25 protein-coding genes and 2 pseudogenes are annotated in these 26,412 nt (G+C 58.9%); 17 read left to right on the plus strand and 10 right to left on the minus strand.

The genetic code is table 11. From position 1 onward, the window contains the following. Positions 1-3 precede the first annotated feature (3 nt). Positions 4-489: pseudogene (locus ABJ99_RS06770) on the plus strand (LysR family transcriptional regulator); the annotation flags it as partial. Here ABJ99_RS06770 and ABJ99_RS29010 read toward each other — a convergent pair. Continuing rightward, positions 484-582, minus strand: a pseudogene (locus ABJ99_RS29010) (ABC transporter substrate-binding protein); the annotation flags it as partial. The pseudogenes ABJ99_RS06770 and ABJ99_RS29010 overlap by 6 nt on opposite strands. A 288-nt stretch (positions 583-870) precedes the next feature. On the opposite strand from ABJ99_RS29010, the gene tusD reads away from it, so the two are divergent. From tusD to ABJ99_RS06800, 6 genes are all read left to right on the plus strand, one after another. Further along, complete coding sequence (tusD, locus tag ABJ99_RS06775; RefSeq protein ID WP_054085210.1) at positions 871-1,263, plus strand: sulfurtransferase complex subunit TusD; 393 nt, start codon at positions 871-873, stop codon at positions 1,261-1,263. A gap of 1 nt (position 1,264) precedes the next feature. Then, positions 1,265-1,627, plus strand: a complete 363-nt coding sequence (gene tusC / locus ABJ99_RS06780; protein ID WP_054085154.1) for a sulfurtransferase complex subunit TusC — start codon at positions 1,265-1,267, stop codon at positions 1,625-1,627. Next, positions 1,627-1,926, plus strand: a complete 300-nt coding sequence (gene tusB / locus ABJ99_RS06785) for a sulfurtransferase complex subunit TusB (protein ID WP_054085155.1) — start codon at positions 1,627-1,629, stop codon at positions 1,924-1,926. Before tusC ends, tusB begins: the two co-directional genes overlap by 1 nt. Continuing rightward, on the plus strand, positions 1,923-2,258 hold the full coding sequence (locus ABJ99_RS06790) for a TusE/DsrC/DsvC family sulfur relay protein (protein ID WP_054085156.1): 336 nt from the start codon (positions 1,923-1,925) through the stop codon (positions 2,256-2,258). The genes tusB and ABJ99_RS06790 overlap by 4 nt, the downstream gene beginning before the upstream one ends. Next, entirely contained in the window at positions 2,255-3,256 is a 1,002-nt protein-coding gene (locus ABJ99_RS06795; RefSeq protein WP_054085157.1) for a glycosyl transferase family protein, read from the plus strand. Before ABJ99_RS06790 ends, ABJ99_RS06795 begins: the two co-directional genes overlap by 4 nt. A gap of 108 nt (positions 3,257-3,364) precedes the next feature. Beyond that, positions 3,365-4,363 (plus strand): glutathione S-transferase family protein, encoded by a 999-nt coding sequence (locus tag ABJ99_RS06800; RefSeq protein ID WP_054085158.1) that lies wholly within the window; start codon positions 3,365-3,367, stop codon positions 4,361-4,363. A gap of 55 nt (positions 4,364-4,418) precedes the next feature. On the opposite strand, the gene cysG is transcribed toward ABJ99_RS06800, so the two are convergent. The 6 genes from cysG to ftsK all read right to left on the minus strand — a co-directional run bounded on the left by cysG (position 4,419) and on the right by ftsK (position 11,930). Next, positions 4,419-5,813, minus strand: coding sequence for a siroheme synthase CysG (gene cysG, locus ABJ99_RS06805; RefSeq protein ID WP_054085159.1), 1,395 nt, complete (start codon positions 5,811-5,813; stop codon positions 4,419-4,421). Continuing rightward, a complete protein-coding gene (gene serS / locus ABJ99_RS06810) occupies positions 5,814-7,094 on the minus strand; it encodes a serine--tRNA ligase (RefSeq protein WP_054085160.1) in 1,281 nt (426 codons plus the stop codon). A gap of 16 nt (positions 7,095-7,110) precedes the next feature. Further along, entirely contained in the window at positions 7,111-7,485 is a 375-nt protein-coding gene (gene crcB / locus ABJ99_RS06815) for a fluoride efflux transporter CrcB (RefSeq protein WP_054085161.1), read from the minus strand. After that, positions 7,485-8,807: a replication-associated recombination protein A gene (locus tag ABJ99_RS06820; RefSeq protein ID WP_054085162.1), complete on the minus strand. Its 1,323-nt coding sequence runs from the start codon at positions 8,805-8,807 to the stop codon at positions 7,485-7,487. Before ABJ99_RS06820 ends, crcB begins: the two co-directional genes overlap by 1 nt. Before the next feature lie 18 nt (positions 8,808-8,825). Beyond that, the gene (gene lolA / locus ABJ99_RS06825) at positions 8,826-9,449 is read right to left on the minus strand and encodes an outer membrane lipoprotein chaperone LolA (protein ID WP_054085163.1); all 624 of its coding nucleotides are present in this window, start codon (positions 9,447-9,449) and stop codon (positions 8,826-8,828) included. A 75-nt stretch (positions 9,450-9,524) separates the two neighbouring features. Next, a complete protein-coding gene (gene ftsK, locus ABJ99_RS06830; protein WP_054085164.1) occupies positions 9,525-11,930 on the minus strand; it encodes a DNA translocase FtsK in 2,406 nt (801 codons plus the stop codon). Positions 11,931-12,397: 467 nt separating this feature from the next. Here ftsK and aat point away from each other — a divergent pair, with 467 nt between their 5' ends. The 3 genes from aat to infA all read left to right on the plus strand — a co-directional run bounded on the left by aat (position 12,398) and on the right by infA (position 14,166). Continuing rightward, entirely contained in the window at positions 12,398-13,087 is a 690-nt protein-coding gene (gene aat / locus ABJ99_RS06835; protein WP_054085165.1) for a leucyl/phenylalanyl-tRNA--protein transferase, read from the plus strand. A 51-nt stretch (positions 13,088-13,138) separates the two neighbouring features. Next, on the plus strand, positions 13,139-13,846 hold the full coding sequence (locus tag ABJ99_RS06840) for an arginyltransferase (RefSeq protein WP_007249141.1): 708 nt from the start codon (positions 13,139-13,141) through the stop codon (positions 13,844-13,846). 101 nt (positions 13,847-13,947) lie between these two features. Then, the gene (infA, locus tag ABJ99_RS06845) at positions 13,948-14,166 is read left to right on the plus strand and encodes a translation initiation factor IF-1 (protein ID WP_002553999.1); all 219 of its coding nucleotides are present in this window, start codon (positions 13,948-13,950) and stop codon (positions 14,164-14,166) included. 116 nt (positions 14,167-14,282) lie between these two features. Here the strand turns inward: infA and clpA are convergent, their stop codons facing one another. Both clpA and clpS read right to left on the minus strand, forming a co-directional pair. Then, a complete protein-coding gene (clpA, locus tag ABJ99_RS06850; protein WP_007249139.1) occupies positions 14,283-16,556 on the minus strand; it encodes an ATP-dependent Clp protease ATP-binding subunit ClpA in 2,274 nt (757 codons plus the stop codon). Positions 16,557-16,586: 30 nt separating this feature from the next. After that, positions 16,587-16,949 carry an ATP-dependent Clp protease adapter ClpS gene (gene clpS / locus ABJ99_RS06855; protein WP_054085166.1) on the minus strand — a complete coding sequence of 121 codons (363 nt, stop codon included), beginning with the start codon at positions 16,947-16,949 and terminating at the stop codon, positions 16,587-16,589. A 214-nt stretch (positions 16,950-17,163) separates the two neighbouring features. Between clpS and ABJ99_RS06860 the strand changes: the two genes are divergently transcribed. Both ABJ99_RS06860 and ABJ99_RS06865 read left to right on the plus strand, forming a co-directional pair. Next, positions 17,164-17,475 (plus strand): cold shock domain-containing protein, encoded by a 312-nt coding sequence (locus ABJ99_RS06860; protein WP_054085211.1) that lies wholly within the window; start codon positions 17,164-17,166, stop codon positions 17,473-17,475. A gap of 605 nt (positions 17,476-18,080) precedes the next feature. After that, a complete protein-coding gene (locus ABJ99_RS06865) occupies positions 18,081-20,303 on the plus strand; it encodes an NADP-dependent isocitrate dehydrogenase (RefSeq protein WP_054085167.1) in 2,223 nt (740 codons plus the stop codon). A 155-nt stretch (positions 20,304-20,458) separates the two neighbouring features. On the opposite strand, the gene ABJ99_RS06870 is transcribed toward ABJ99_RS06865, so the two are convergent. Further along, on the minus strand, positions 20,459-21,340 hold the full coding sequence (locus ABJ99_RS06870) for an alpha/beta fold hydrolase (RefSeq protein ID WP_054085212.1): 882 nt from the start codon (positions 21,338-21,340) through the stop codon (positions 20,459-20,461). Between the two features lie 298 nt (positions 21,341-21,638). Here ABJ99_RS06870 and ABJ99_RS06875 point away from each other — a divergent pair, with 298 nt between their 5' ends. The 5 genes from ABJ99_RS06875 to purB all read left to right on the plus strand — a co-directional run bounded on the left by ABJ99_RS06875 (position 21,639) and on the right by purB (position 26,366). Then, on the plus strand, positions 21,639-22,544 hold the full coding sequence (locus tag ABJ99_RS06875; protein WP_054085168.1) for a LysR family transcriptional regulator: 906 nt from the start codon (positions 21,639-21,641) through the stop codon (positions 22,542-22,544). A gap of 61 nt (positions 22,545-22,605) precedes the next feature. After that, a complete protein-coding gene (locus tag ABJ99_RS06880; RefSeq protein WP_054085169.1) occupies positions 22,606-23,052 on the plus strand; it encodes an NUDIX hydrolase in 447 nt (148 codons plus the stop codon). Positions 23,053-23,112: 60 nt separating this feature from the next. Further along, complete coding sequence (gene mnmA / locus ABJ99_RS06885; protein ID WP_054085170.1) at positions 23,113-24,243, plus strand: tRNA 2-thiouridine(34) synthase MnmA; 1,131 nt, start codon at positions 23,113-23,115, stop codon at positions 24,241-24,243. Further along, positions 24,243-24,863 (plus strand): high frequency lysogenization protein HflD, encoded by a 621-nt coding sequence (gene hflD / locus ABJ99_RS06890; RefSeq protein WP_054085171.1) that lies wholly within the window; start codon positions 24,243-24,245, stop codon positions 24,861-24,863. Before mnmA ends, hflD begins: the two co-directional genes overlap by 1 nt. Positions 24,864-24,995: 132 nt before the next feature. Then, the gene (gene purB / locus ABJ99_RS06895; RefSeq protein ID WP_054085172.1) at positions 24,996-26,366 is read left to right on the plus strand and encodes an adenylosuccinate lyase; all 1,371 of its coding nucleotides are present in this window, start codon (positions 24,996-24,998) and stop codon (positions 26,364-26,366) included. Positions 26,367-26,412 lie beyond the last annotated feature (46 nt).

Raw genomic sequence — 26,412 nt, forward strand, 5'->3', positions numbered from 1 at the left:
CCTATGCCCATCAACTTCGATCTAAACGACCTTCAGGCCTTTCGGGCCGTGGTTGAGACCGGCAGCTTTCGCAAGGCCGCCGACACTGTGCAGATTACGCAGCTTGCGCTCAGCCGGCGTATAGAAAAGCTGGAGTCGGCGCTGAATGTGAAGCTGTTCGAGCGCACCACGCGCAAGGTCAGTGTCAGTCGGGAAGAGATGTACCGCCACGACTACATCTCCCTGGATATCACCTCCGGCAACAGACTGGTGCTGGACAAGGCGCTGGCGCCCACGCGCCCGCCCAGGGACAGCATCTGCGAAACGCGGCATGTCACGACCATGATCGGCCTTGTAGAAGCCGGGCTTGGGGTGGCAGCGGTGCCCTCGATTGCCATGCCGATCACCTCCCACCCGTTTCTGGTGAGCGTGCCATTGGTTGCCCCTGAGGTGATCCGCAACGTCGGCTTGATCAAGCGCCGCGGGCGAACGCTGACACCAGCGCTGCTGCTGAATGCCGAGCTTTTTGAACAGTTCGTTCTCGATGTACATGCCACGGGCGCTGTCGGAATAAGCGACCGCTCTAGCGTTGAGCAGCGTGTCGATATGGCCGGACTAAACCCGCCAAAAACGGCTGTTGCCAGGCTGTAGACCAAGGCACGAGAAGGACAACGTTATAAGAGTGCTTGTCAGCGCTTATCAAGGAGTCTGCCGGACACACTTTGAAACGGTAAGTGCTATATTTTCATGTATTGATGTTCGCTCGTTATCAATCAAGCGACGAGACAGGATGTTTGCCGCACCGTGAAGTGATCAGCGCTCCTTCGCCAGACTCACACACCCGCCCCTGAATTCTTTATCATTGCGCATGTTTTGTTGGCAGAGCCGATCATGAAATTCGCCATCTCGCTTTTTTCCGCCGCTCATGCGCCCTCCTCGCGGCGTGCGCTGCTGTTCGCCAAGGCGGTGCTCGCAGGCGGTCATGAAATCGTCCGTCTGTTCTTTTATCAGGACGGAGTGCACAGCGCGTCGGCCAACGTCGTGACGCCTCAGGACGAGCAGGATCTGGCGCTGCAATGGCGCGACTTCATCGTCGAGCACAACCTGGACGGCGTGGTGTGCATTGCCGCTGCGTTGCGCCGTGGCGTGCTGAATGCTCAGGAAGCCGAGCGCTATCAGCGGCCAGCGGCAAATCTGCTTGAGCCGTGGGAACTGTCCGGGCTGGGTCAGTTGCATGACGCCGTGCAATCCGCTGATCGCCTGATCTGCTTTGGAGGGCCGTGAAATGCCTCGATCATTATTGATTGTCAGCCGCCAGTCACCGTGGTCCGGTCCCGGTGCCCGGGAAGCGCTGGACATCGTACTGGCGGGCGGCGCGTTCGATCTGCCGGTCGGCCTGCTGTTTATGGATGACGGTGTTTTTCAGTTGGCGCCGCAGCAGGCTCCGGGGGCCTTGCAGCAGAAGGACCTGACTGCAAACCTTAAAGCGTTATCGATGTTCGGCGTCGAAGACCTGTATGCCTGTGGGCAGAGCCTGGCTGAGCGCGGTATTTCTGCCAGCACGCTGGGCGACGAGATCAACCCGTTGGCCGCGCGGCCCGAGTTGTCGGCACTGTTTGACCGCTATGACGAGGTGATTACGATCTGATGGCTACCTTGCACGTTCTTTCTCACTCGCCCTTCACCGATACTCGACTGGACAGCTGCCTGCGCCTGCTGGGCAGCGATGATGGCGTTTTGCTGTGTGGCGACGCCACGTATGCGCTGACGTCGGCCAGCACTCAGTGGCAGAACCTGCAAGCCCTGATTGGCTCATCGCAGCTGTTTGCGCTGGATGAAGACGTCAAGGCGCGCAATCTGCCGCTTGCTGCGGGCATTAACAGCATCGACTACCCCGCCTTCGTGGAGCTGTCGTTGCGTTTCGACAAGGTCAATACCTGGCTATGAAGCAGCTGATCATCGACGGACGCAGCATCGACCTGGACAAAGACGGGTTTCTTCAAGACCTCAACGACTGGTCAATGGAGGTTGCGCAGGCCTTGTCGGCCGAGGAAGGCATTGTCCTGAGCGCAGAACACATTGAAATTCTCCAGCTGTTGCGGGATTTCTACGCCGAGTTTCAGCTCTCGCCGGCCACTCGGCCACTGATCAAATACACTGCGCTGAAGCTGGGTGTGGAGAAAGGCAACAGCCTGCACCTCAACCGTCTGTTCAACGGCACCCCTGCCAAACTTGCCGCCAAGCTGGCGGGCCTGCCAAAGCCGACCAATTGCATATGAACGACTACGCCCCACTGGTGACCGAAACGCCAGAAGAACATCCTTTTGCCCCCTTCGTGCGCATCCTCGGCAAAGGCAAACGCGGTGCACGCAACCTGACCCGCGAAGAAGCGCGGGAGGCCATGGGCATGCTGCTCGACGAAAAGGTCGAAGACACCCAGCTCGGTGCATTCCTGATGTTGCTGCGCCACAAGGAAGAAAGCCCCGAGGAACTGGCCGGCTTCACTGAAGCACTGCGCCAACGCCTGAACGCCCCGCCGTTAGCGGTGGATATCGACTGGCCGACCTATGCGGGCAAAAAGCGCCATCTGCCGTGGTACTTGCTGGCAGCCAAGTGCCTGGCGCAGAACGGCGTGAAAATCCTTCTTCACGGCGGCGGCGCGCACACCGCAGGGCGTCTGTACGCCGAGCAACTGCTGGGCTTGCTGAATATTCCGCTGTGCCGTAACTGGGCAGCCGTCGAAAGCGCGCTCGATCAAGGCAACCTGGCGTTTATCCCGCTCGCTGACTGGGCGCCGCAGTTGCAACGTATGATCGATTTGCGTAACACACTGGGTCTGCGCTCTCCGATTCACTCGCTGGCGCGCATTCTCAACCCATTGCAGGCACGCTGTGGCCTGCAGAGCATCTTTCATCCGGGCTATCAGGGCGTGCATCGCGATGCCAGCAGTTTACTGGGCGACAACGCCATCGTAGTCAAGGGTGACGGCGGCGAAATCGAGATCAACCCCGACACCATCAGCCATCTGTATGGCACCACCGGCGGACAGCCCTGGGACGAAGAATGGCCGGCGCTCTCGCCGCGTCGGCACGTCAAACCGGCAACCCTTGACCCGCAGCAACTGCTGGCCTTATGGCGTGGCGAGATCGAGGACAGTTATCCGCAACTGGCGTTGATTTCAACCATGGCGCTTGCCCTGCGCGGCCTGGGTGTCGCTCGCGACGAGGCTTTCGAGCAAGCTCAAACGTTCTGGGATCGTCGTGACAAAACCCTATGATCTATCGGCTACGACGATAACCAGCGTCCATAATCTTGCGCTTTTCAGATCGAACCGACGCGCTTGAACTGACCTCCAAGTTCTATCACTCAACAACGGGAGTCAGACATGGGCCTTCTGGTCGAAGGACGCTGGCAAGACCAGTGGTACAAAAGCAGCAAAGACGGCGCATTTCAGCGCGAAAATGCTCAGCGACGTAATTGGGTAACGCGCGACGGGCAAGCAGGGCCATCCGGTGAAAGCGGTTTTGCAGCCGAAGCCGGTCGCTACCACCTTTACGTGTCACTGGCATGCCCTTGGGCGCATCGCACGCTGATCCTGCGCACGCTCAAGGGCCTGGACAACCTGATCGATGTTTCAGTGGTCAGTTGGCTGATGCTGGAAAACGGCTGGACCTTCGATGAGCAGAAAGGCTCCAGCGGCGATGCTCTGGATGGAGTGCAGTTCCTTCACCAGCGCTATACCGCAGATGACCCTGAATACACCGGGCGCGTGACCGTGCCGGTGTTATGGGACAAGCAGCAGCAACGCATCGTCAGCAACGAGTCGGCGGAAATCATCCGCATGTTCAACACTGCGTTCGACGAGCTGACCGGCAACACGCTGGATTTTTACCCTCATCCGTTAAGGCCGACGATTGACGAACTCAATGAGCAGATCTACCCGAACGTCAACAATGGCGTTTACCGGGCAGGTTTCGCGACGTCGCAGGGCGCTTATGAAGAGGCCTTCGACGATGTATTTACCGAGCTGGATGCACTGGAAACGCTGTTAGGCGAGAAACGCTATCTGACGGGTGAGCACCTGACGGAGGCCGATGTGCGCCTGTTCACCAGCATCGTGCGCTTTGATGCGGTGTATTACAGCCATTTCAAATGCAACCTGCGGCGTGTTGCCGACTATCCGAACCTGAGCAACTGGCTGCGCGAACTGTATCAATGGCCGGGCATTGCCGAGACCGTGGACTTCGAGCATATCAAAGGCCACTACTACGGAAGTCACCGCACCATCAACCCGACCGGGATCATTCCCAAGGGACCTGCGCTGAACCTGCAGGCCACGCACGACCGGGAACGCCTGTCGGGGAAAGGCATCTGGCAAAAGTAATCTGTTTGCTTGCAACGGAAACGGACAGCCCGGACGGGCTATCCGCTTTTCAACCTCAGAGCGTGGCCTGCGCGCCTTCGAACCACGCCAGCTTTTCACGCAACTGAACCACTTCACCAATGATTACCAGCGTCGGTGCATGCACCTCGTGCTCGGCGACCAGTTGCGCAAGATTGGCCAGAGTGCCGGTAAACACCCGCTGATTGACCGTCGTGCCCTGCTGGACCAGTGCCGCAGGCGTATCAGCGGAGCGGCCATGCTTGATCAACTGCTCGCAGATGACCGGCAACCCGATCAGCCCCATGTAAAATACCAGCGTCTGGGCCGGCGCCACCAGGTCGGACCACGGCAGGTCCGTCGTGCCGTTTTTCAGGTGGCCCGTGATAAAGCGCACTGACTGCGCGTGATCACGGTGCGTCAGCGGGATGCCCGCGTACGCAGCACAACCGCTGGCCGCGGTAATACCCGGAACGACCTGAAACGGAATGCCGTGTGCCGCCAGCTCTTCGATTTCCTCGCCACCACGGCCGAAGATAAACGGGTCGCCGCCTTTGAGGCGCACCACTCGCTTGCCCTGTTTGGCCAGCGCGACCAGTTGCTGGTTGATCTGCTCCTGAGGAACGGCATGTTCCGCACGCCGTTTGCCGACGTAGACACGCTCGGCATCACGACGGCACAGATCAAGAATCGTCGGCGCAACCAGACGGTCGTAAAGCACCACGTCCGCTTGCTGCATCAGACGCAAGGCACGGAAAGTCAACAGGTCCGGATCACCAGGCCCCGCTCCCACAAGATAGACCTCTCCGGTTTCCGAAGGCGGCTCGCCTGCGATCTTGGCGATCAACAGACGCTCGGCCTCGGCGCCCTGTCCGGCCAGCTGGCGATCCGCAATCGGCCCCTGGAAAACCTCCTCCCAGAACGCCCTGCGCTGCTGCACATTCGGAAACAGACCTTTGACCTGATTGCGAAAACGAGCCGCCAGCCCGGCAAGCTGACCATAAGTGGACGGAATCCAGGTTTCCAGCTTGGCGCGGATCAAGCGCGCCAATACCGGCGCATCGCCACCACTGGAGACGGCAATGACCAGCGGCGAGCGGTCGACGATTGCCGGAAAGATCACCGTACACAGCGCTGGCGCGTCCACCACGTTGACCGGCACGCAGCGCAGCCGAGCGTCATGAGACACCTGCGCGTTGAGCGGCTCGTCATCCGTTGCTGCGATGATCAGCACGCAGCCGTCCAGATCGCTTTCGCTGTAACCGCGCAGAATCAACTCTCCGCCGCTTTGAGCGACCAGCTCGCGCAGCTGGGTTTCGATTTCCGGCGCGACGACGCGCAGCACAGCACCCGCTTCAGCGATCAGACGCGATTTGCGCAGGGCGATCTCGCCGCCGCCGACCACCAGCACGCGGCTGCCACGCAGGTTATGGAACAGCGGCAGAAACTCCATTTAACCAATGACCTCAAGGCCGCCCATGTAAGGCTTGAGCACATCCGGCACGCGAATCGAACCATCCGCCTGCTGATAGTTTTCCAGCACGGCAACCAGAGTACGGCCTACTGCCAGCCCCGAACCGTTGAGGGTATGAACCAGCTCTGGCTTGCCGGTTTCCGGGTTGCGCCAGCGCGCCTGCATACGACGCGCCTGGAAATCGCCGCAGTTGGAGCACGACGAAATTTCCCGATATTTGTCCTGGCTCGGAATCCACACTTCCAGGTCGTAGGTTTTCACGGCACTGAAACCCATGTCGCCAGTGCACAGCGCCAGCGTGCGGTACGGCAGCTCCAGCAATTGCAGAACACGCTCGGCGTTGCCGGTCAGCGATTCGAGGGCGGCCATGGACTCGTCAGGCGCTACGATCTGGACCATCTCGACCTTGTCGAACTGGTGCTGGCGAATCATGCCACGCGTGTCGCGACCCGACGCACCGGCTTCGCTGCGGAAGCACGGGGTGTGTGCCACAAACTTGAGCGGCAGTTGCCTGGCATCGAGAATTTCACCCGACACGATATTGGTCAGCGATACTTCGGCAGTCGGAATCAGGTACAGATCAGCCTCGCCTTCGCGGGAGATCTTGAACAGGTCCTCTTCGAACTTGGGCAATTGACCTGTGCCTTGCAAGGCTGGCGCCTGAACCAGATACGGGGTGTAGGTTTCTTCGTAGCCGTGCTCATTAATGTGCAGATTGATCATAAACTGCGCCAGCGCGCGATGCAGACGCGCGATCGGGCCACGCAGCAGCGCGAAACGTGCGCCGGACAGCTTGGCGGCGGTCTCGAAATCCAGCCAGCCGAATTTTTCGCCCAGCGCGACGTGGTCCTTGACTTCAAAATCGAACGCAGTAGGCGTGCCCCAGCGACGGACCTCGACATTGCCTTCTTCGTCGGCACCTATCGGCACGGACTCGTGTGGCAGGTTCGGGATGCTCAGCACCAGCGCGTCCAGTTCGGCCTGGATTGCGTCCAGCTCGACCTTGCCTTCGCTCAGTTCGTTACCCATGCGCTCCACGTCGGCCATCAGCGGCGCGATGTCTTCGCCGCGCTGCTTGGCCTGACCGATGGATTTGGATCGGGCATTACGCTCGGCCTGCAACTGCTCGGTGCGGGTCTGCACCACTTTACGCTGGGCTTCCAGCGCTTCAATACGGGCCACATCCAGCGTAAAGCCACGGGAAGCCAAGCGATCCGCTACGTCCTGAAGTTGAGTACGTAACAGTTTGGAATCGAGCATATCGTTCTCTCGTCTATCAAAGTCTGGTCAGGGACAGGCCAACCCACGTTGCGAGCAGCCCGCCGAATACGCTGATACCTGCATAGCCCAGCGCCAGCGGTAATTGCCCGCTTTCCAGCAGGCGCAGCGTATCCAGTGAAAAAGATGAAAAGGTCGTGAGACCCCCTACAAAACCGACGATCAGTCCGGCACGAATTTCGACGGGCACTTCCGGGCGCAGTAGAAACAGGCCGTACAGCACTCCGATAATAAGGCAGCCAACCAGGTTGACGGCCAGCGTCGCCGCATAGAAATAGCGAGGCCAGTTGGCGGTGACCCATGTACCCGCAGCAAAGCGCAATAATGTACCAGCGATCCCGGCAATCGACACCGCAAGAATGGTTTGAAACATCACTTTCTCCGTTTGCGTAGGCTGGCATGGTCAAGTGCAGTCAAATGCCTGAGTTTTTCACCGATTTTCAATTCAAGACCACGCGGCACGGGCTGGTAATACTGACGCGGCTCCAGTTCGTCCGGAAAGTAGTCCTCACCTGCGGCGTAGGCGTCCGGCTCGTCGTGGGCGTAACGGTATTCCTCGCCATAACCGAGCTGCTTCATCAGCTTGGTCGGCGCATTGCGCAGGTGCAGCGGTACTTCGAGTGAGCCGTGTTCACCCGCTTCGCGCATCGCCGCCTTGAACGCCATATAGACCGCATTGCTTTTAGGCGCACAGGCCAGATAGACAATCGCCTGCGCCACCGCCAGCTCGCCTTCCGGGCTGCCCAGTCGCTCCTGCACATCCCAGGCGGACATGCACAACGGCAAGGCACGCGGGTCGGCGTTGCCGATGTCCTCACTGGCCATGCGCACCACGCGGCGGGCGAGATACAGCGGGTCACAGCCGCCGTCGATCATTCTGGCGAACCAGTACAGGGCTGCATCAGGGTTCGAGCCACGGATGGACTTGTGCAGGGCCGATATCTGGTCGTAGAACGCCTCGCCGCCTTTGTCGAAGCGACGCCGGCTGTCACCGAGCAGGCTCTGCAACAATTCGATATCAATCTCGCTGCCGTCTTCGGCCAGATCGGAGGCGTTCTCCAGCAGGTTCAGCATGCGGCGACCGTCACCATCGGCAGCGGCCATGAGCATCGCGAAGCCTTCATCACTCAGGCTCAGCTTGTGCTGACCGAGGCCTTTGTCTTCCTTCAGGGCGCGATTGACCAGCTTGCGCAGGGCCGCTTCATCCAGGCTCTTGAGCACATAGACGCGGGCACGCGACAGCAAGGCGTTGTTGAGTTCAAACGAGGGGTTCTCGGTGGTTGCGCCGATGAAGATCAGTGTGCCGTCTTCAACGTAAGGCAGGAACGCATCCTGCTGCGACTTGTTGAAACGGTGCACCTCATCGACGAACAGAATCGTGCGTTTGCCGTATTGCCCGGCCTGTTGCTTGGCAACCTCCACCGCCTGGCGAATCTCCTTGACCCCGGCCAGCACCGCAGAAACGGTCTCGAAATGCGCGTCCGAAACCTTGGCCAGCAACCTCGCCAGGGTGGTCTTGCCGACACCCGGCGGGCCCCAGAAAATCATCGAGTGCAACGCGCCCTGTTCCAGTGCCTCACGCAACGGCTTGCCATGCGCGAGCACATGCTCCTGCCCGACGTACTCATCCAGATTGGTGGCACGCAAGCGTGCAGCCAGAGGCTGAGCAATCGGTTCGCGGCTGAACAGGTCCATGGTCAGGATTAAACCCTTTTACTCTTGAATGACATCGGCGCCCTTGGGCACGTCGAACTTGAATTTGCTGGCAGGAATCGGCTCGTTGGCCTTGACCCCGGTGAACAGGATATTGGTGCGCTGGCCTACGCTGTCGATCAACTGCATGTCGTTGATAACGCCGTTGCGAAACGACAGGCGCAGGCTGTCGAACAGCGTGTCCTTGGTTTTGGGCTTGAGCACGAAATCAATCACGCCGCCGGCTTCTTTCGCCGTGATGTCGAAGCTCTCGCTGATTTTCGACACATCACCGGACAGCAGCAGTGCCGGGGTCTGGGTCAGGCGCTGGTCAAGCTTCTTGATGGTGACCTGCTCCAGGTCCGGATCCCACAAAGAGACCTTCTTGCCGTCGGAAACCATCAACTGTTCCTGCGGGGCGTCGGTATGCCAGTTGAACAGACCAGGGCGCTGCAAGGCCATTTCGCCCGCAGTTTCCTGCAGTTGCGTACCGCCGCCATCAAGGGTCAGCTGCGAGAAACGTGCAGTCAGTGTCTGGGATTTTTCCAGCAACTGAGTCAGGCGTGCCACGTCCTTGCTGTCGGCATGGGCGGAAATCACGGAAAAAGTCAGTGCGGTGGCCAACAGCATGCGGATAAGGCGCATGGGATTCCTCATTGTGTCGAAGATGATGCGGCAGCGTGCAGACACGCTGCCGCCGCAATTCGGGGATGGTACGACTCAGTCGCGCATAGGGGCTGGCGCGATGACTTCACGCGAGCCGTTGGTATTCATCGATGTTACGACGCCAGCCATTTCCATCGCCTCGATCATGCGTGCAGCGCGGTTGTAACCGATCTTGAGCTTGCGCTGAACAGCAGAGATAGAGGCACGACGGCTTTCGAGCACGAACTTCACGGCTTCATCATAAAGGGCGTCGCTCTCGCTATCGTCGCTGCCCTCGCTGCCGCCGCCGTCAAAGCCACTACCGGCCTCTTCCACGCCGGCAAGAATATCGTCGTTGTATTCCGGAGCGCCACGCAGTTTCCAGGCTTCCACAACGCGATGCACTTCTTCATCGGAAACGAACGCGCCGTGAACACGAATCGGCAGGCTGGTACCGGGCGGCATGTAGAGCATGTCCCCGTGGCCCAGCAACTGCTCGGCGCCACCCTGGTCGATGATGGTCCGGGAGTCGATCTTGCTGGACACCTGGAAGGCCATTCGCGTCGGAATGTTGGCCTTGATCAAGCCGGTAATCACATCCACCGAAGGACGCTGGGTCGCAAGAATCAGATGGATACCTGCTGCACGGGCTTTCTGGGCGATACGGGCGATGAGTTCTTCGACCTTTTTGCCAACGATCATCATCATGTCGGCAAATTCGTCCACCACCACCACAATGGTCGGTAGTTTGGTCAGTAACGGCGCTTCGTCGTGAATGCTTTCGCGCTTGTACAGCGGATCGGCCAATGGCTCGCCAGCGTCCTGGGCATCCTTGACCTTCTGGTTGAAGCCGGAAAGGTTACGCACGCCCATTTTCGCCATCAGCTTGTAACGGCGTTCCATCTCGGCAACGCTCCAGCGCAATGCGTTGGCAGCGTCCTTCATGTCGGTCACGACCGGGCACAGCAAATGAGGAATGCCTTCGTAAATCGACAATTCCAGCATTTTCGGGTCGATCATGATCAGCTTGGCGTCTTCCGGTCCGGACTTGAACAGGATCGACAGGATCATCGCGTTGACACCCACCGACTTACCGGAACCGGTCGTACCGGCCACCAGCAAGTGCGGCATTTTCGCCAGATCGGTGATCACCGGTTTGCCACCGATATCGTGGCCCAGCGCCAGAGTGACGGGCGACTTGGCATTGTCGTATTCCGGCGTCGACAGCACTTCGGAAAAGCGCACGATCTGCCGGTCTTCATTGGGAATCTCGATACCGACGGTGGTCTTGCCGGGGATGACTTCAACCACCCGGACGCTGGTCACCGCCAGCGAGCGTGCGAGGTCCTTGGCCAGGTTGGAAATGCGACTGACTTTGACGCCCGCAGCAGGCTGAATCTCGTAACGGGTAATGACCGGGCCGGGGTGAATGGAATCCACCGACACTTCGACCCCGAACTCCTTGAGTTTGATTTCCAGCAGATGGCCCACTGCGGCCAGCGATTCCGGCGAATAGTTGAGCTGTTTCTTTTCTGCAGGGTCGAGAATGGAGATCGGCGGCAACGTGCCTTCCACAGCGCTGTCGACGAACAACGGCGCCTGTTTTTCCTTTTGCACGCGCTTGCTTGGCTCGGCAGGCTTTGCCGGTGCTGGCGCGATGACCGCAGGCACGTGCTTCTCGCGTTCGGTCATGTGTTTGCTCAGCGACACCTCGCGCTCGATCAGGCGCTCTCGGGCCTTGGCCTGCTCACGGCGATCCGGGGCGACGGGCGCCACCACATCATTGACCCGCATGTCGACCTCGCGCAGTTGCGCAACCATCTGCTTGCGTTCGGCGCGGGCAGTCCACCAACGGTTGGCAGCGCCCTGAAACAGCTCGAACAGGTCCAGCGTGATCTTGCCGGTGACGTCCATCACCTTGAACCATGACAGGTCGGTAAACACGGTCAGGCCAAACAGGAACAGCGCGATGAACAGCAAGGTGCTGCCCTGGATATTCAAGGCCTTCTTGGCCAGATCGCCCAGCACTTCACCCAGCACGCCGCCCGCAGAACCGGGAAAGCCAGCCGAAAAATGAAAATGGATATGCGCCAGTGCCGCACCGGCCAGGATCAGGAACACCAGCCCGATCAGCCGCCAGGAGAACAGCCAGCCGCTCCACTGCCACGGCTCGTGGCGATGGCGAAACACCTGCCAGGCCTTGATCGCCAGCAACAGCGGGAATATGTAGGCGAAATAGCCCAGCACCATGAACAGAATGTCGGCACAGAACGCACCCGCACGCCCCGCAGCATTTTGAACTTGCGCGGCATTGCTGCTGGTGTGGCTCCAGCCAGGGTCGCTCTGATCGTAGGTCAACAAAGCCATCATCAGATACAGGCACAGGGCGCCAAAGGCGATCAGGGCCCCTTCCTTGAGCCTGTAGTGCAGTTGCTGTCGCCAGAGCGGAACAGCGCTGGGTGCTGGGGTGGATTTCTTCAAAACGCTTTATTTCCTGCGCTGTAGCGCGAACATCTCGTTGATTGAGCAGAAACGGCTGTCGGACCGCATGGCCTGCTCCCGCATGAAAACGGAAGGCAGAACCTGCAAGACATGCATGACAGACGCTTGAATGATAACGCCCGACGCGAGCATTGTACGGCTTTACGTGCGCCGGGGTCTGTACGAAAACGCGTCAGACCAATCTGCAACCACGGAAATATCAGGCTAGCCTTGGTATTCATCGGTAACGTTCAATTTGAGCATGCATTCCGTTTTGTGACAAAGGCTTATGATGCGATTTTACCAACTGTCCACACCTTCAGAACTGTCGACCGGACTGTCGTCGCCGCACCCTACCGCAAGCGTGAGGTGCGCGCCATAATGGCAACCGTCTGTGACCACGCTTGCCGCACAGAGTTGCATTCCCGGGCGCCGGGCGCCCTCCCCTTCCGAAAAGTCGTGATGCCATGCTGACCTGGTTACAACGCAACAGCCTCGAGTTTCCACCACTGGACAAGGCCCTTCGTGAACCCAACGGGTTGCTCGCAGCAGGTGGCGATCTGTCTGCCGATCGCCTGATCCAGGCGTATCGGCATGGCTGCTTCCCGTGGTTTCAGGATGGCCAGCCGATTCTCTGGTGGTCGCCCGACCCGCGCACCGTGCTGTTCCCCGAAGAGCTGCACGTTTCGCGCAGCCTTGCCAAACTCCTGCGTCAGGCACGTTACACGGTGACCTTCGATCAGGACTTCGCTCGTGTAATCGAAGCCTGCGCCGCGCCACGCAGCTACGCTGACGGCACCTGGATCACCGATTCGATGCAGGACGCCTACCTGGAACTGCACCGGCGCGGCCATGCGCACAGTGTCGAGGTCTGGGATCAGGGTGAACTGGTCGGCGGTTTGTATGGCCTGGCGATGGGCCAGCTGTTCTTTGGTGAGTCCATGTTCAGCCGCGCAGACAACGCCTCCAAGTTCGGTTTTGCAACACTTGTAGAGCGCCTGACCACCTGGGGCTTCGTACTGATCGATTGCCAGATGCCCACTCAGCACCTGCACAGTTTCGGCGCCCGCGCGATTCCCCGCCAGGCGTTCGCCGATTATCTCGCACGACATCTGGACCAGCCGACTGATGCCGACTGGTCACCTAGGCGAGTTTGACAGGCTGGCATACACTCAAGGTATGGACTCACCCACAAAAGGGGGGCAACGATGACAGAGCTGGCCAGGCTTAAGTTTTATGCCACCCAACCCCACACGTGCAGTTACTTGCCCGAAGAGCAGGCGACTACGCTGTTTCTCGATCCCAGCCAGCCGATGGACGTTCAGGTCTATGCCGACCTGTCCGATATGGGCTTTCGTCGCAGCGGCGATCATCTTTACCGCCCGCACTGCCAGAATTGCAGTGCCTGCGTGCCTGCGCGCATTCCGGTCAGCCTGTTCGTGCCTGACCGGCAGCAAAAACGCATCCTGAAGCGCAACGCGGATATTCAGGTCAGCAGTGCCAAACCGGTGTTCACCCAGGAATACTTCGATCTTTATCAGCGCTACATCGAACAACGCCATGCCGATGGCGATATGTTTCCACCCAGTCGCGAGCAGTTTTCGACATTTCTGGTACGCGACCTGCCCTTTTCGCGATTCTATGAATTTCGCCTTGATCAGCGCCTGCTGGCGGTAGCCGTGACCGACCTGTTGCCGAACGGCCTTTCGGCGGTTTACACCTTCTACGAACCTGACGAAGAGCGCCGCAGTCTGGGCCGCTACGCCATTCTGTGGCAAATCGCCGAGGCCGCGCGGCTTCAGTTGCAAGCGGTCTATCTGGGTTACTGGATAAAGAACTGCAAAAAGATGAATTACAAGACTCAATATCGCCCTATCGAACTGCTCACCAATCAAAGATGGGTCACTCTGTACTGAACCCCTTGGCTTAACTATGTTTTTTCGGGCACAATGCACGCCGCTTTTGCCTGGCGCCACTTGCACCGGGCCACTCATTTGTATACCGAGGGCTTTACTGCATGTCGAAAGAAGACAGCTTCGAAATGGAAGGCACTGTCGTCGACACCCTGCCCAACACCATGTTTCGTGTGGAGTTGGAAAACGGGCACGTCGTAACCGCGCATATCTCCGGCAAGATGCGCAAGAATTACATCCGTATTCTGACCGGCGACAAAGTGCGTGTAGAACTGACGCCCTATGACCTGAGCAAAGGGCGCATCACCTACCGCGCTCGTTAATCGGTCATTGACGAAAACGCCCGGCATAAGCCGGGCGTTTTTGTTTGCGTGTTTTAGCAGCCGTTGCTGGCAACCTGCCCCGCATCGATCAACGAAGCGGGGCCAGGCTTGCGGCGTCAGGCCATTTCTGCCGTAGTCTCGAAATCAAAGGTGATCTCGCCATCCCTGATGTCGATATGCACCACGCCACCGTGCTCGGACAACTCGCCGAACAGGATCTCTTCCGCCAACGGACGCTTGATCTTGTCCTGAATCAGGCGCGCCATCGGCCTGGCACCCATCGCCGCGTCGTAACCGCCCTGCGCCAGCCAGCTTCTCGCTGCCTCGGACACTTCGAGCAATACGCGCTTGTCTTCCAGCTGGGCCTGAAGCTCGGTAAGGAACTTGTCGACCACACTCTTGATGACTTCGTGGCTGAGACGGCCAAACTGGATGATGGTATCCAGACGGTTGCGGAACTCCGGTGTGAAGCTCTTCTTGATGACTTCCATCGCGTCAGACGAGTGGTCTTGGTGCGTGAAGCCTATCGAAGCCCGCGCAGCCGACTCGGCACCGGCGTTGGTGGTCATGATCACGATCACATTGCGGAAGTCCGCCTTGCGCCCGTTGTTGTCGGTGAGCGTACCGTGGTCCATCACCTGCAACAGCAGGTTGAAGACTTCCGGATGAGCCTTCTCGATTTCGTCGAGCAGCAGCACGCAATGTGGCTGGCGTGTGATGGCCTCTGTCAGCAAGCCGCCCTGATCGAAACCGACGTAGCCCGGAGGCGCGCCAATCAGACGGGACACGGTGTGCCGCTCCATGTATTCCGACATGTCGAAACGTATCAGCTCGACACCCAGCGCCTTGGCCAGCTGGCGAGCCGCTTCCGTCTTGCCGACACCCGTAGGACCGGCAAACAGGAACGAACCGACCGGCTTGTCAGGCGACTTGAGGCCTGCACGCGACAGCTTGATGGCAGTCGACAGCGAATCGATCGCCGCATCCTGACCAAATACGGTGAGTTTGAGATCACGTTCCAGATTACGCAGCAGCTCCTTGTCGGAACTGTTGACATGTTTTGGTGGAATACGCGCGATCTTGGCGACGATGTCCTCGACCTGCGGCACGTCAATGCGCTTGACGCGCTTTTCGACCGGTTGCAGGCGCTGGTAGGCACCCGCCTCGTCGATCACATCGATTGCCTTGTCAGGCATGTGACGATCATTGATGTAGCGTGAGGCCAGTTCTGCCGCCGCACGCAGGGCTTCATCACTGTACTCGATGCTGTGATGCTGCTCGAAACGGCTCTTCAGGCCACGCAGGATGCCAATTGTGTCTTCAACCGAGGGCTCGGACACATCGACTTTCTGGAAACGACGCGCCAGGGCGCGATCCTTCTCGAAAATCCCGCGAAACTCCTGGAACGTGGTCGAACCGATGCAGCGAATATCACCGGAAGACAGCAACGGCTTGAGCAGGTTCGACGCATCCATGACGCCACCGGAAGCTGCACCAGCCCCAATGATGGTGTGAATCTCGTCGATGAACAGGATCGCCTGCGGCCGCTTGCGCAGCTCGTTGAGCAACGCTTTGAAGCGCTTCTCGAAATCGCCACGGTATTTCGTCCCGGCCAGCAAAGCGCCAAGATCGAGCGAATAGACGACGCTGTTGGCCAGCAGATCAGGGACCTGGTTGTCGACGATGCGCTTGGCCAGACCTTCGGCAATGGCCGTTTTACCGACCCCGGCCTCGCCCACCAGCAGCGGGTTATTCTTGCGACGACGAGCCAGAATCTGAGCCACGCGTTCGACTTCGACTTCGCGACCGACCAACGGATCAATGCGTCCCTGACGCGCCAATTCGTTCAGATTGCTGGCATAGGCATCCAGAGGATTGCCTGAGGAAGATGCTTCACCGCCCTCGTCGTCCTGCATATCTTGCTCACCTTCAGAAGAGTGCTCGCCGTGCCCCGGGACCTTGGAGATACCATGGGCAATGTAATTGACGACATCGATCCGGGCCACACTCTGCTGCTTGAGCAGAAATACGGCCTGGCTTTCCTGCTCACTGAAAATCGCAACCAGCACATTGGCGCCCGTAACTTCGCGCTTGCCGGAGCTTTGTACATGGAAGACTGCGCGTTGCAGCACGCGCTGGAAGCCCAGCGTCGGCTGAGTCTCGCGATCCTCGTCGTGGACGGGAATCAACGGAGTGGTGGAGTCGATAAACTCCTGCAGATCATGCTTGAGTTTATCGAGGTTTGCGCCGCAGGCACGCAGGACAGTGGCTGCAGCCTCATTATCCAATAGAGCCAGCAGGAGATGCTCGACCGTCATGAACTCATGACGCTTCGAACGTGCCTCCTTGAAGGCAAGATTGAGGGTGACTTCGAGCTCACGGTTTAACATAGCTTCACCTCATACCCAAGTGGTCGGCGTTTAACCGTCCTTCTCGATCTCACAGAGTAGCGGATGCTGGCTCTCCCTGGCGTATTGATTGACCTGCATTGCCTTGGTCTCGGCGATGTCGCGGGTAAACAATCCGCAGACTGCCCGTCCCTCTGTATGGACGGCCAGCATGACTTTGGTGGCCAACTCACGATTCAGGTTAAAAAACACCTCGAGTACTTCTACGACGAAATCCATCGGGGTGTAGTCATCATTGAACAAAACCACCTTGTACATCGGTGGCGCCTGCAGGGTCGGTTTGGCGTCCTGCACCGCGATGCCTGCCGAGTCGTCCTCGTGTGACTGCGGACCATCCTGATTTAATGTTAGTCGAATCTTGCTGAATGCATGCATGGAAAGAAACGTTCGTGTGAGGGCGGATTGAGCGACTAGTCACAGTCTGGCCGGTTTTCAAATGGAATGCCGCATGACCTTGACTATCAGCTAAACGGTGTTACAAACAATAGAGCCCACATTGGGTAAAAAGGGTCCGCGCAGTCAACCTAAATTTTTTAGGTCGGCGGATTGAAGTGGATGATACTCCTGACGGAGTCCTTTGCAGAGGGAGATTGTGATGAAGGAAGGAAAAGTCAAGTGGTTCAACAATGCAAAAGGGTTTGGGTTCATAAACGAGGAGGTTAGCGGCAAAAAAACAGAGAATGACGATCACGCTGGTGATGACCTTTTCGCTCATTTTTCAGCCATTCAGATGGACGGCTATAAAACTCTCAGAGCGGGCCAGAAGGTCAGTTTTGAAATCATTCAAGGCCCAAAAGGCCTGCATGCGATCAACATCAAGGCACTGGAAGCCAAACAGGAAGGTCCGGCAAAGGATATGCAGACCGCACGTAAGCACGAACAGGTTCCTGCAGATATCTGATGCCAAAGATGTTTGCCGGGGAAATTGTTGATACGGGATATTTCACGCTAACTGAATCGCCAGGCATGCAATGAGCCTGTGTCGGCCCTTGAAGAAATTGCAGCTCGGTTTCCTCATACCGCCACGACTCCCCAGGGTATCGAATTAGCGGTTATTGCACCGCTGATGCCCCGACTCCAAAACACCTGAGCCCGCAGCTTTTCTTCGAGCTGTGCAACAGAATGCTCTCCCCTGCCCCCTATGAAGTCCTGCCCGCCACTGCGCCCATTCGCCCCTCGCGCCTGCCCGATCCATTGGCTGCTCGTTCGACCAACGGCGGATATTCATTTTTCGATAGCTCGCATAGCATTTATGCGTGGTGCCAATGGTTTGATATACTCGCGCCGTGACCGCAGAGTCATCAAGGTCGACCCGTCTCTATTCTGACCCTCGGCCTTCCTTATGCGTCGGGTCGCAACCTGACCCGACAGCTTGACGCTCGACTGATGCACCCAACATCACCGCGAATAAACCTCGACCTGGCTCATGGCCGAACCGTGGGCAAACGCGCACAGACTGCGCGTATCGAGATTTTGTGCATGCTCAGCAAAAGAGAGTTAATACGAATGTCCAACCGCTCGAAGATCATCTACACCTTCACCGACGAAGCTCCGGCCCTCGCCACCTACTCCCTGCTGCCTATTATCGAAGCGTTCACGGCAACCTCCGATATCGACGTGGAAACACGCGACATCTCTCTGGCGGGCCGTGTTCTGTCCAGCTTCCCGGAGTCGCTTGCTGATAAAAAAGTGCCGGACCATCTCGCCGAGCTGGGCAAACTGGCCACCACGCCAGAAGCCAACATTATCAAGCTGCCGAACATCAGTGCCTCGGTCCCGCAATTGAAGGCGACCATCAAGGAGCTTCAGAATCAGGGCTACAACATTCCTGACTATCCTGAGAACCCTGCCACCGACGCGGAAAAAGAAACCCGCGCACGCTATGACAAGACCAAGGGCAGCGCCGTAAACCCGGTTCTGCGTGAGGGCAACTCCGACCGCCGTGCACCTTTGTCGGTCAAGAACTACGCACGCAAGCACCCGCACAAGATGGGCGCCTGGTCAGCCGACTCCAAAGCTCACGTTGCGCACATGAGCAACGGTGACTTCTACGGCAGCGAAAAAGCCACTCAGATCGAAGCCGACAACACCGTCAAGATCGAACTGGTCGCTCAGGATGGCACCACCACTGTCCTGAAAGAAAAAACCGCCGTCAAGGCTGGCGAAGTCGTCGATTGCTCGGTCATGAGCGCCAAGGCGCTGCGCAGCTTCATCGCCGCTGAAATCGAAGACGCCCGCAAGCAAGGCGTGCTGTTTTCGGTGCATCTGAAAGCCACCATGATGAAGATCTCCGATCCGATCATGTTCGGCCAGATCGTCGACGAGTTCTACAAGGACGCATTGACCAAGCACGCTGACACGCTGAAACAGATCGGCTTCAGCCTGAACAACGGCATCGGCGACCTGTACGAGCGCATTGGCGTTCTGCCAGCGGAAAAGCAGGCTGAAATCAAGGCTGACATCGAAGCGGTTTACGCGGTCCGTCCACAGCTGGCGATGGTCAATTCCGACAAGGGCATCACCAACCTGCACGTGCCGAGCGACGTGATCGTCGACGCATCGATGCCGGCCATGATCCGTGACTCCGGCAAAATGTGGGGCACAGACGGTCAGTTGCACGATGCCAAAGCGGTGATCCCGGATCGCTGCTACGCCACCATCTATCAAGCTGTCATCGACGACTGCAAGAAAAACGGCGCCTTCGATCCGACCACCATGGGCAGCGTGCCAAACGTTGGCCTGATGGCGCAGAAAGCCGAAGAATACGGTTCGCACGACAAGACTTTCCACATCCAGACCAATGGTGTGGTTCGCGTCACCGACAGCCAGGGCAAGCTGCTCATGGAGCAGAATGTTGAAACCGGCGACATCTGGCGCATGTGTCAGGCCAAGGACGCACCGATCCAGGATTGGGTGAAACTGGCTGTCAACCGCGCTCGCGCCAGCAACACACCAGCGATTTTCTGGCTGGATTCGTCCCGCGCTCATGACCGCGTGATGATCGAGAAAGTGCAGAAGTACCTGGGCGACCATGACACTTCAGGCCTGGACATCCAGATCCTGTCGCCGGTCGAAGCGATGAAACTGACCCTGGAGCGCACTCGCGTCGGCAAGGACACCATCTCGGTGACCGGCAACGTGCTGCGCGATTACCTCACCGACCTGTTCCCGATCATGGAACTGGGCACCAGCGCGAAGATGCTGTCGATCGTTCCGCTGATGAACGGTGGCGGCCTGTTCGAAACCGGCGCTGGCGGTTCGGCACCAAAGCACGTTCAGCAGTTCGTCGAAGAGAACTTCCTGCGCTGGGACTCGCTGGGTGAATTCCTGGCTCTGGCGGCTTCGCTGGAACACCTGGGCAACACGTACAACAACCCGAAAGCGCTGGTGCTTTCCAAGACCCTCGACCAGGCGACTGGCGAGTTTCTGGATCGCAACAAGTCGCCATCGCGCAAGGTCGGCGGCATCGACAACCGTGGCAGCCACTTCTACCTGACCCTGTTCTGGGCACAGGCACTGGCCGCTCAGGACGAAGACGCAGCCCTCAAGGCGCAGTTCGCGCCTTTGGCCAAGACCCTGACCGACAACGAAGAAAAAATAGTTGCCGAGCTGAACGCTGTTCAGGGCAAGCCGGTGGACATCGGTGGCTACTACTTCCCTAACCCGGAAGTGACCAGCAAAGCCATGCGCCCAAGTGCGACATTCAACGCAGCCATCGCCGCGTTGTAAGCAGCAAACCGGCGCAGCGCTTTTGATAAAGCGCTGCCTCGAAAAAATCCCCGGCCTGGTGCCGGGGATTTTTTATTTGCGCAAAGCCTGTCAGCAACAGGCCTGACTCAAGGTGCCTGGCAAATATTCTAGAAAAAACACATGATTCGGCTCGTTCAGGCCTTTAGCGTGCGCGACAGAAAATCGCGGATATACTCGGCGATTTCCGGCGCGTGCGTCTCCAGCGCGAAGTGTCCCGCGTCCAGAAGGTGCACTTCAGCGTTCGGGACGTCCTTGCGGAACGCTTCCGCGCCCGGCGGTATGAACGCAGGATCGTGCTTGCCCCAGACCGCCAGCAACGCGGGCTGGTACGTGCGCAAGTAAGCCTGGAACGACGGATACGCCGCCACATTGCTTCGGTAATCGAGAATCAGGTCCAGCTGGATTTCTTCTGCACCGGGCCGCGACATGTACAGAATGTCCAGGTTGTAGCCATCCGGCGAAAGCTTTTCAGGATCGGCGCCCGTCCCGTACTGCCAGTCGCGAATGGTTTGCGGCGACAACGAAGCGCGACACGCCTCGCGATTGGCCGCAGAAGGCTCGCGCCAATAGGCCTGCCATGGTCCCCATTGGTCACTGAAGCCTTCCAGATAGGCGTTGCCGTTCTGGCTGATAATCGCTGTCACCTTGTCCGGGTTGGCTGCTGCAAGCCGAAAGCCGACCGGTGCGCCGTAGTCGAAAACGTACAACGCATACGCGTTCAGCCCCAACGCCTCGGTAAACCCCTCAATCACCGCGTAGAGATTGTCGAAGGTGTAATCGAACTGTCCGCGTGGCGGCGCTTTGGTGTTACCGAAACCGGGCAGATCCGGGGCGATCAGGCGGTACTGCGTCGCCAGCAACGGCATCAGCGTGCGAAACATGTGGCTGGAGCTCGGAAAACCATGCAGCAGCAAGAGCACTGGCGCATCCTGGGGGCCGACTTCGCGATAGAAGACGTCCACTTCCCCCACTTTCCGGGTGTGAAACGTGACGCGAAAGGCATCGTCAGTAGGCATGTTGTTTTCCCTGATCAGAGTTTTGTTGCCGGAAGACGCAGCGCTCGCCAGCGACGCACCGAGCGCCGAGGCCGCGCCTAACGCTGACGCCTGTAAAACCTTGCGCCGACTGACGACAGACACGGCATGTTCGGCGCTGGCTGGATCGAAGTTATTCATAGCAGAACCCGACTGGATGAATTGACCGCCATCCTAGTTGTTGCGCAATTCGGTCAGAATCACCATAAAACTCAATTCACTCTTTCAATATCTGAAATACTGGCGGAAATCAGACAGCGCCAGAGCGTGCAGGCGAGACATGGACCGTATTCAGGAAATGACCCTTTTTGCGAGCCTGGCCGAACACACCAGCTTCGCCGCCGTGGCTCGCCAGTCGGGCCTGTCGACGGCCACGGTGACTCGGGCAGTTTCAAGCCTGGAAAGCCGCCTGGGAATCCTGCTGGTTGTGCGCACCACCCGTAACATGCGGCTCACCGAGGCCGGCCAACGGTTCGCCGTCGATTGCCGCCGGTTGCTTGGCGATCTTGCCGAAGCTGAAAACGCAGCAGGCGGCCTGCACGCGTTTCCATCCGGCTCGTTGACGGTCACCGCCCCGCAGATGTTCGGCGCGCTGCATGTCGTGCCGGTATTGACGAGCTTTCTCGACCAACACCCCTCTGTCGACGTCCGTGCCATACTCGTGGACCGAGTCGTGTCCATGCTCGACGAAGGGGTCGACGTGGCTGTCAGGATCGGCACCCTGCCCGACTCGTCCCTTATTGCGATCCCGACTGGCAGCGTGCGGCGCATGGTCTGCGCGTCTCCCGCCTACCTGGCGAAGCACGGCGTCCCGCAGCATCCTGATGATTTGCGGCGCCATTCGACCATCTCGACCACCACCTTTGAACGTCCGCCCCATTGGCTGTTCCGGATCGCCAACGGGGATTACTCAGTGGACGTGGGCTCCCGACTCAGTCTGACCTCCTATCAGGCAGCCATCAGCGCGGCGTTACAGGGCTGGGGCCTGACTCAGGTGCCGTTTTACCAGATACGCGAGCATTTGCAGGACGGCAGGCTTGAATCCGTACTGGACGCTTTCGAAATCACGCCGGAACCGGTGCACGTTGTCTACCTGGAAGGCCGCCGCGGCTCCTCCAAGGTGCGCGCATTTGTCGACTTCTGCGTCAGGGCCCTGAGGCACGATCTGCACTTCGATCAAAAATAGCGCGCAGCGTTGTCCGCACTGTCTGTTACGGTTGACTGAATTTCCCCAAGAGCCCCTTCCCATGACCTGGCAAGCCCACGTTACCGTCGCGACCATTGTCGAAGATCAGGGCCGCTTTCTTTTCGTTGAAGAAATGAAAGGCGGTCGCAGCGTACTCAATCAACCGGCCGGCCATCTGGACCCGAACGAAAGCCTGCAGCGCGCAGCCGTTCGGGAAACCCTCGAAGAAACCGGCTGGGACGTCGAACTGACCAGCGTCACAGGTATTTATCTGTACACAGCGCCCAGCAATGGCGTGACTTACCAGCGCATCTGCTTCGCCGCCAAAGCCCTGCGCCACAACCCGGACTACGTGCTGGACGACGGCATCATCGGCCCGGTCTGGCTGACCCGCGATGAACTGCTGGCCGAACAGGTGCGCTGGCGCAGCGAACTGGTCTTGCGCTGCCTGGACGACTACCTGAATGCCGAACACTTCAGTCTTGACCTGCTGCGCGACAAGGCGTGAGACTCGACGCCTCCAGCCTGTTAGAATCGCGTCCTTTTACAGGTCAGCCGTTGAATCCCCATGCGTGATCCAGCCCCCTCGAACTCAGCAATGAAGCGCGTCATAGTCGGCATGTCCGGCGGCGTGGACTCTTCCGTTTCCGCCGTACTGCTCATGGAGCAGGGTTATCAGGTGGAAGGCTTGTTCATGAAGAACTGGGAAGAAGACGACGGAACGGAATACTGCACGGCACGCGAAGATCTGGCAGATGCCCAGGCGGTGTGCGACAAGATCGGCATCAAGCTGCACACCGCCAACTTCGCTGCCGAGTATTGGGACAACGTGTTCGAACATTTCCTCGAAGAGTACAAAGCCGGGCGCACTCCAAACCCGGACATCCTTTGCAACCGGGAAATCAAGTTCAAGGCCTTCCTCGAATACGCCCTCATGCTGGGCGCCGATCTGATTGCCACCGGCCATTACGTGCGCCGTCGTGATACCGACGGGCGCACCGAACTGCTCAAGGGCCTGGACCCGAACAAGGACCAGAGCTACTTCCTGCATGCGGTGGGCGGCGAGCAGATCGCCCGCACGCTGTTTCCGGTCGGCGAGCTGGAAAAGCCGCAAGTGCGCGCGATTGCAGAAAAGCACGGCCTGGCGACGGCCAAGAAGAAGGACTCCACCGGCATCTGCTTCATTGGCGAGCGGCGCTTCACAGACTTCCTGCGCCAGTACCTGCCGGCCCAGCCCGGTGAGATCAAAACGACTGAAGGTGAAGTCATCGGGCGCCATAGCGGCCTGATGTATCACACCATCGGCCAGCGTCAGGGCCTGGGGATTGGCGGCCTCAAGGACGCCAGCGACGATCCGTGGTACGTGCTGGTCAAAGACCTGCAAAACAACGAGCTGATCGTCGGCCAGGGCAATGACCATCCGTGGCTATTCTCCAGCGCGCTGGTCAGTTCGGAAATCTATTGGGTCAACCCGATCGATCTGAGCAGCCCGCGCAGGCTGACCGCCAAGGTCCGTTACCGCCAGAGCGACCAGCCCTGCACGCTGGAAAAAACCGCTGATGGCTACCGGGCCACATTTGATGACCCGCAACGCGCGGTCACACCCGGCCAGTCGGTCGTGTTCTACGATGGCGAAATCTGTCTGGGCGGCGGCGTAATCGAAGTTGCCGAACCCTGGACCAGCAAGGACAAGCGTTGATGACCCCGATTCAGGAACAACTGATCGCTCTGGGTGCAGTATTCCAGGCCGCCGTGCTGGTCGACCGGATCGCCAAGACCGGGCAGGTCAGCGAGGCAGCGCTGAGCTGCATGCTGGGCAGCGTGCTGGTGGTCGACCCCAAGGATACGCTGGACGTCTACGGCGGCGACGACCTCAACCTGCACGAGGGCTATCGCGCCATGGCCAGCGCTCTGGAACGCGATCCGGCCACGCTGCAACGCGAACCGCTACGCTATGCCCTGTCGATGCTTGCCCTCGAGCGTCAACTGGCAAAGCGCGATGACATGCTTGAAATCATCGGCAAACGCATTCCGGTCATTCAGTCTCAGGTCGAGCATTTCGGCGTGGCACACGAAAACGTGATTGCCGCCACCGGCGCCCTGTATCAGGACACGCTCAGCACTCTGCGCCAGCGCATTCAGGTGCAAGGCGACATGCGTAACCTGCAGCAACCCAACAACGCGTCGAAGATCCGCGCCATCCTGCTGGCCGGTATCCGCTCGGCACGGCTGTGGCGACAAGTTGGCGGGCATCGCTGGCAACTGGTGTTTAGCCGTCGCAAGTTATTGAAAGAACTGTATCCATTGCTGCATGGCTGATCCGCCGCGCCGCAATGTTCCTCACCACCACAGGCACAGCGCTGTCTACGCTGGTCGACGGGCTCCGGTCCGGCCGACTTTTCATGTATGATACGCGCCCCTTTTCGTGCCCGACTGTCCGAGAGCATCCCCATGCAGCTTTCTTCGCTCACCGCGGTTTCCCCTGTTGATGGCCGCTACGCCGGCAAAACCCAGGCCTTGCGCCCGATTTTCAGCGAATACGGTCTGATCCGTTTTCGCGTGATGGTCGAAGTCCGCTGGCTCCAGCGTCTGGCGGCGCACCCGCAGATCACTGAAGTCCCGGCGTTCTCCGCGCAGGCCAACGCCATCCTCGATACCCTGGCCGAAGACTTCTCCGTGGAGCACGCCGAGCGCGTCAAGGAAATCGAGCGCACCACCAACCACGACGTCAAGGCCGTGGAGTACCTGCTCAAGGAGCAGGCTGCCAAATTGCCTGAACTGGACAAGGTCAGTGAGTTCATCCACTTCGCCTGCACCAGTGAGGACATCAACAACCTGTCACATGCCCTGATGTTGCGTGAAGGTCGCGACACCGTGATGCTGCCGCTTATGCGTCAGATCGCCGACGCCATTCGCGAGCTGGCGATTCGTTTTGCCGACGTGCCGATGCTGTCGCGCACCCACGGCCAGCCGGCCTCCCCGACCACGCTGGGCAAGGAACTGGCAAACGTCGTTTACCGCCTGGAACGTCAGATCAACCAGGTCGCTGCTGTGCCATTACTGGGCAAGATCAACGGCGCGGTCGGCAACTACAACGCGCACCTTTCCGCGTATGCCGACATCGACTGGGAGGCCAACGCCCGCGCATTCATCGAAGACGAACTGGGTCTGGGCTTCAACCCTTACACCACGCAGATCGAACCGCACGACTACATTGCCGAACTGTTCGACGCCATTGCCCGCTTCAATACCATTCTGATCGACTTCGATCGTGATATCTGGGGTTACATTTCCCTGGGCTATTTCAAACAGCGCACCGTCGCTGGCGAAATCGGCTCGTCGACCATGCCGCACAAGGTCAACCCGATCGACTTCGAAAACTCCGAAGGCAATCTGGGCATCGCCAACGCACTGTTCCAGCACCTGGCCAGTAAACTGCCAGTCTCCCGCTGGCAGCGCGACCTGACTGACTCCACCGTGCTGCGCAACCTGGGCGCCGGCTTCGCTCACAGCGTCATCGCCTACGAGGCCAGCCTCAAGGGCATCAGCAAGCTGGAACTGAACGAGCAACGCATCGCCGCCGACCTGGACGCCTGCTGGGAAGTACTGGCCGAGCCGATCCAGACCGTGATGCGCCGTTACAACATTGAAAACCCGTATGAAAAACTGAAAGAACTGACACGCGGCAAGGGCATCAGCCCGGAAGCGCTGCAGACTTTCATTGACGGACTGGAGATGCCTGCTGAAGCGAAAGCCGAACTGAAGAAGCTTACGCCAGCCAATTACATCGGTAACGCGGCAGCTCAAGCCAAGCGCATCTGACACGCAAAAATATTGCACACGCCCGGCTGTGCCGGGCGTTTTCATT

Origin of the sequence: Pseudomonas syringae pv. cilantro, assembly GCF_001293775.1 — a bacterium.
Classification (GTDB): Bacteria; Pseudomonadota; Gammaproteobacteria; order Pseudomonadales; family Pseudomonadaceae; genus Aquipseudomonas; species Aquipseudomonas syringae_P.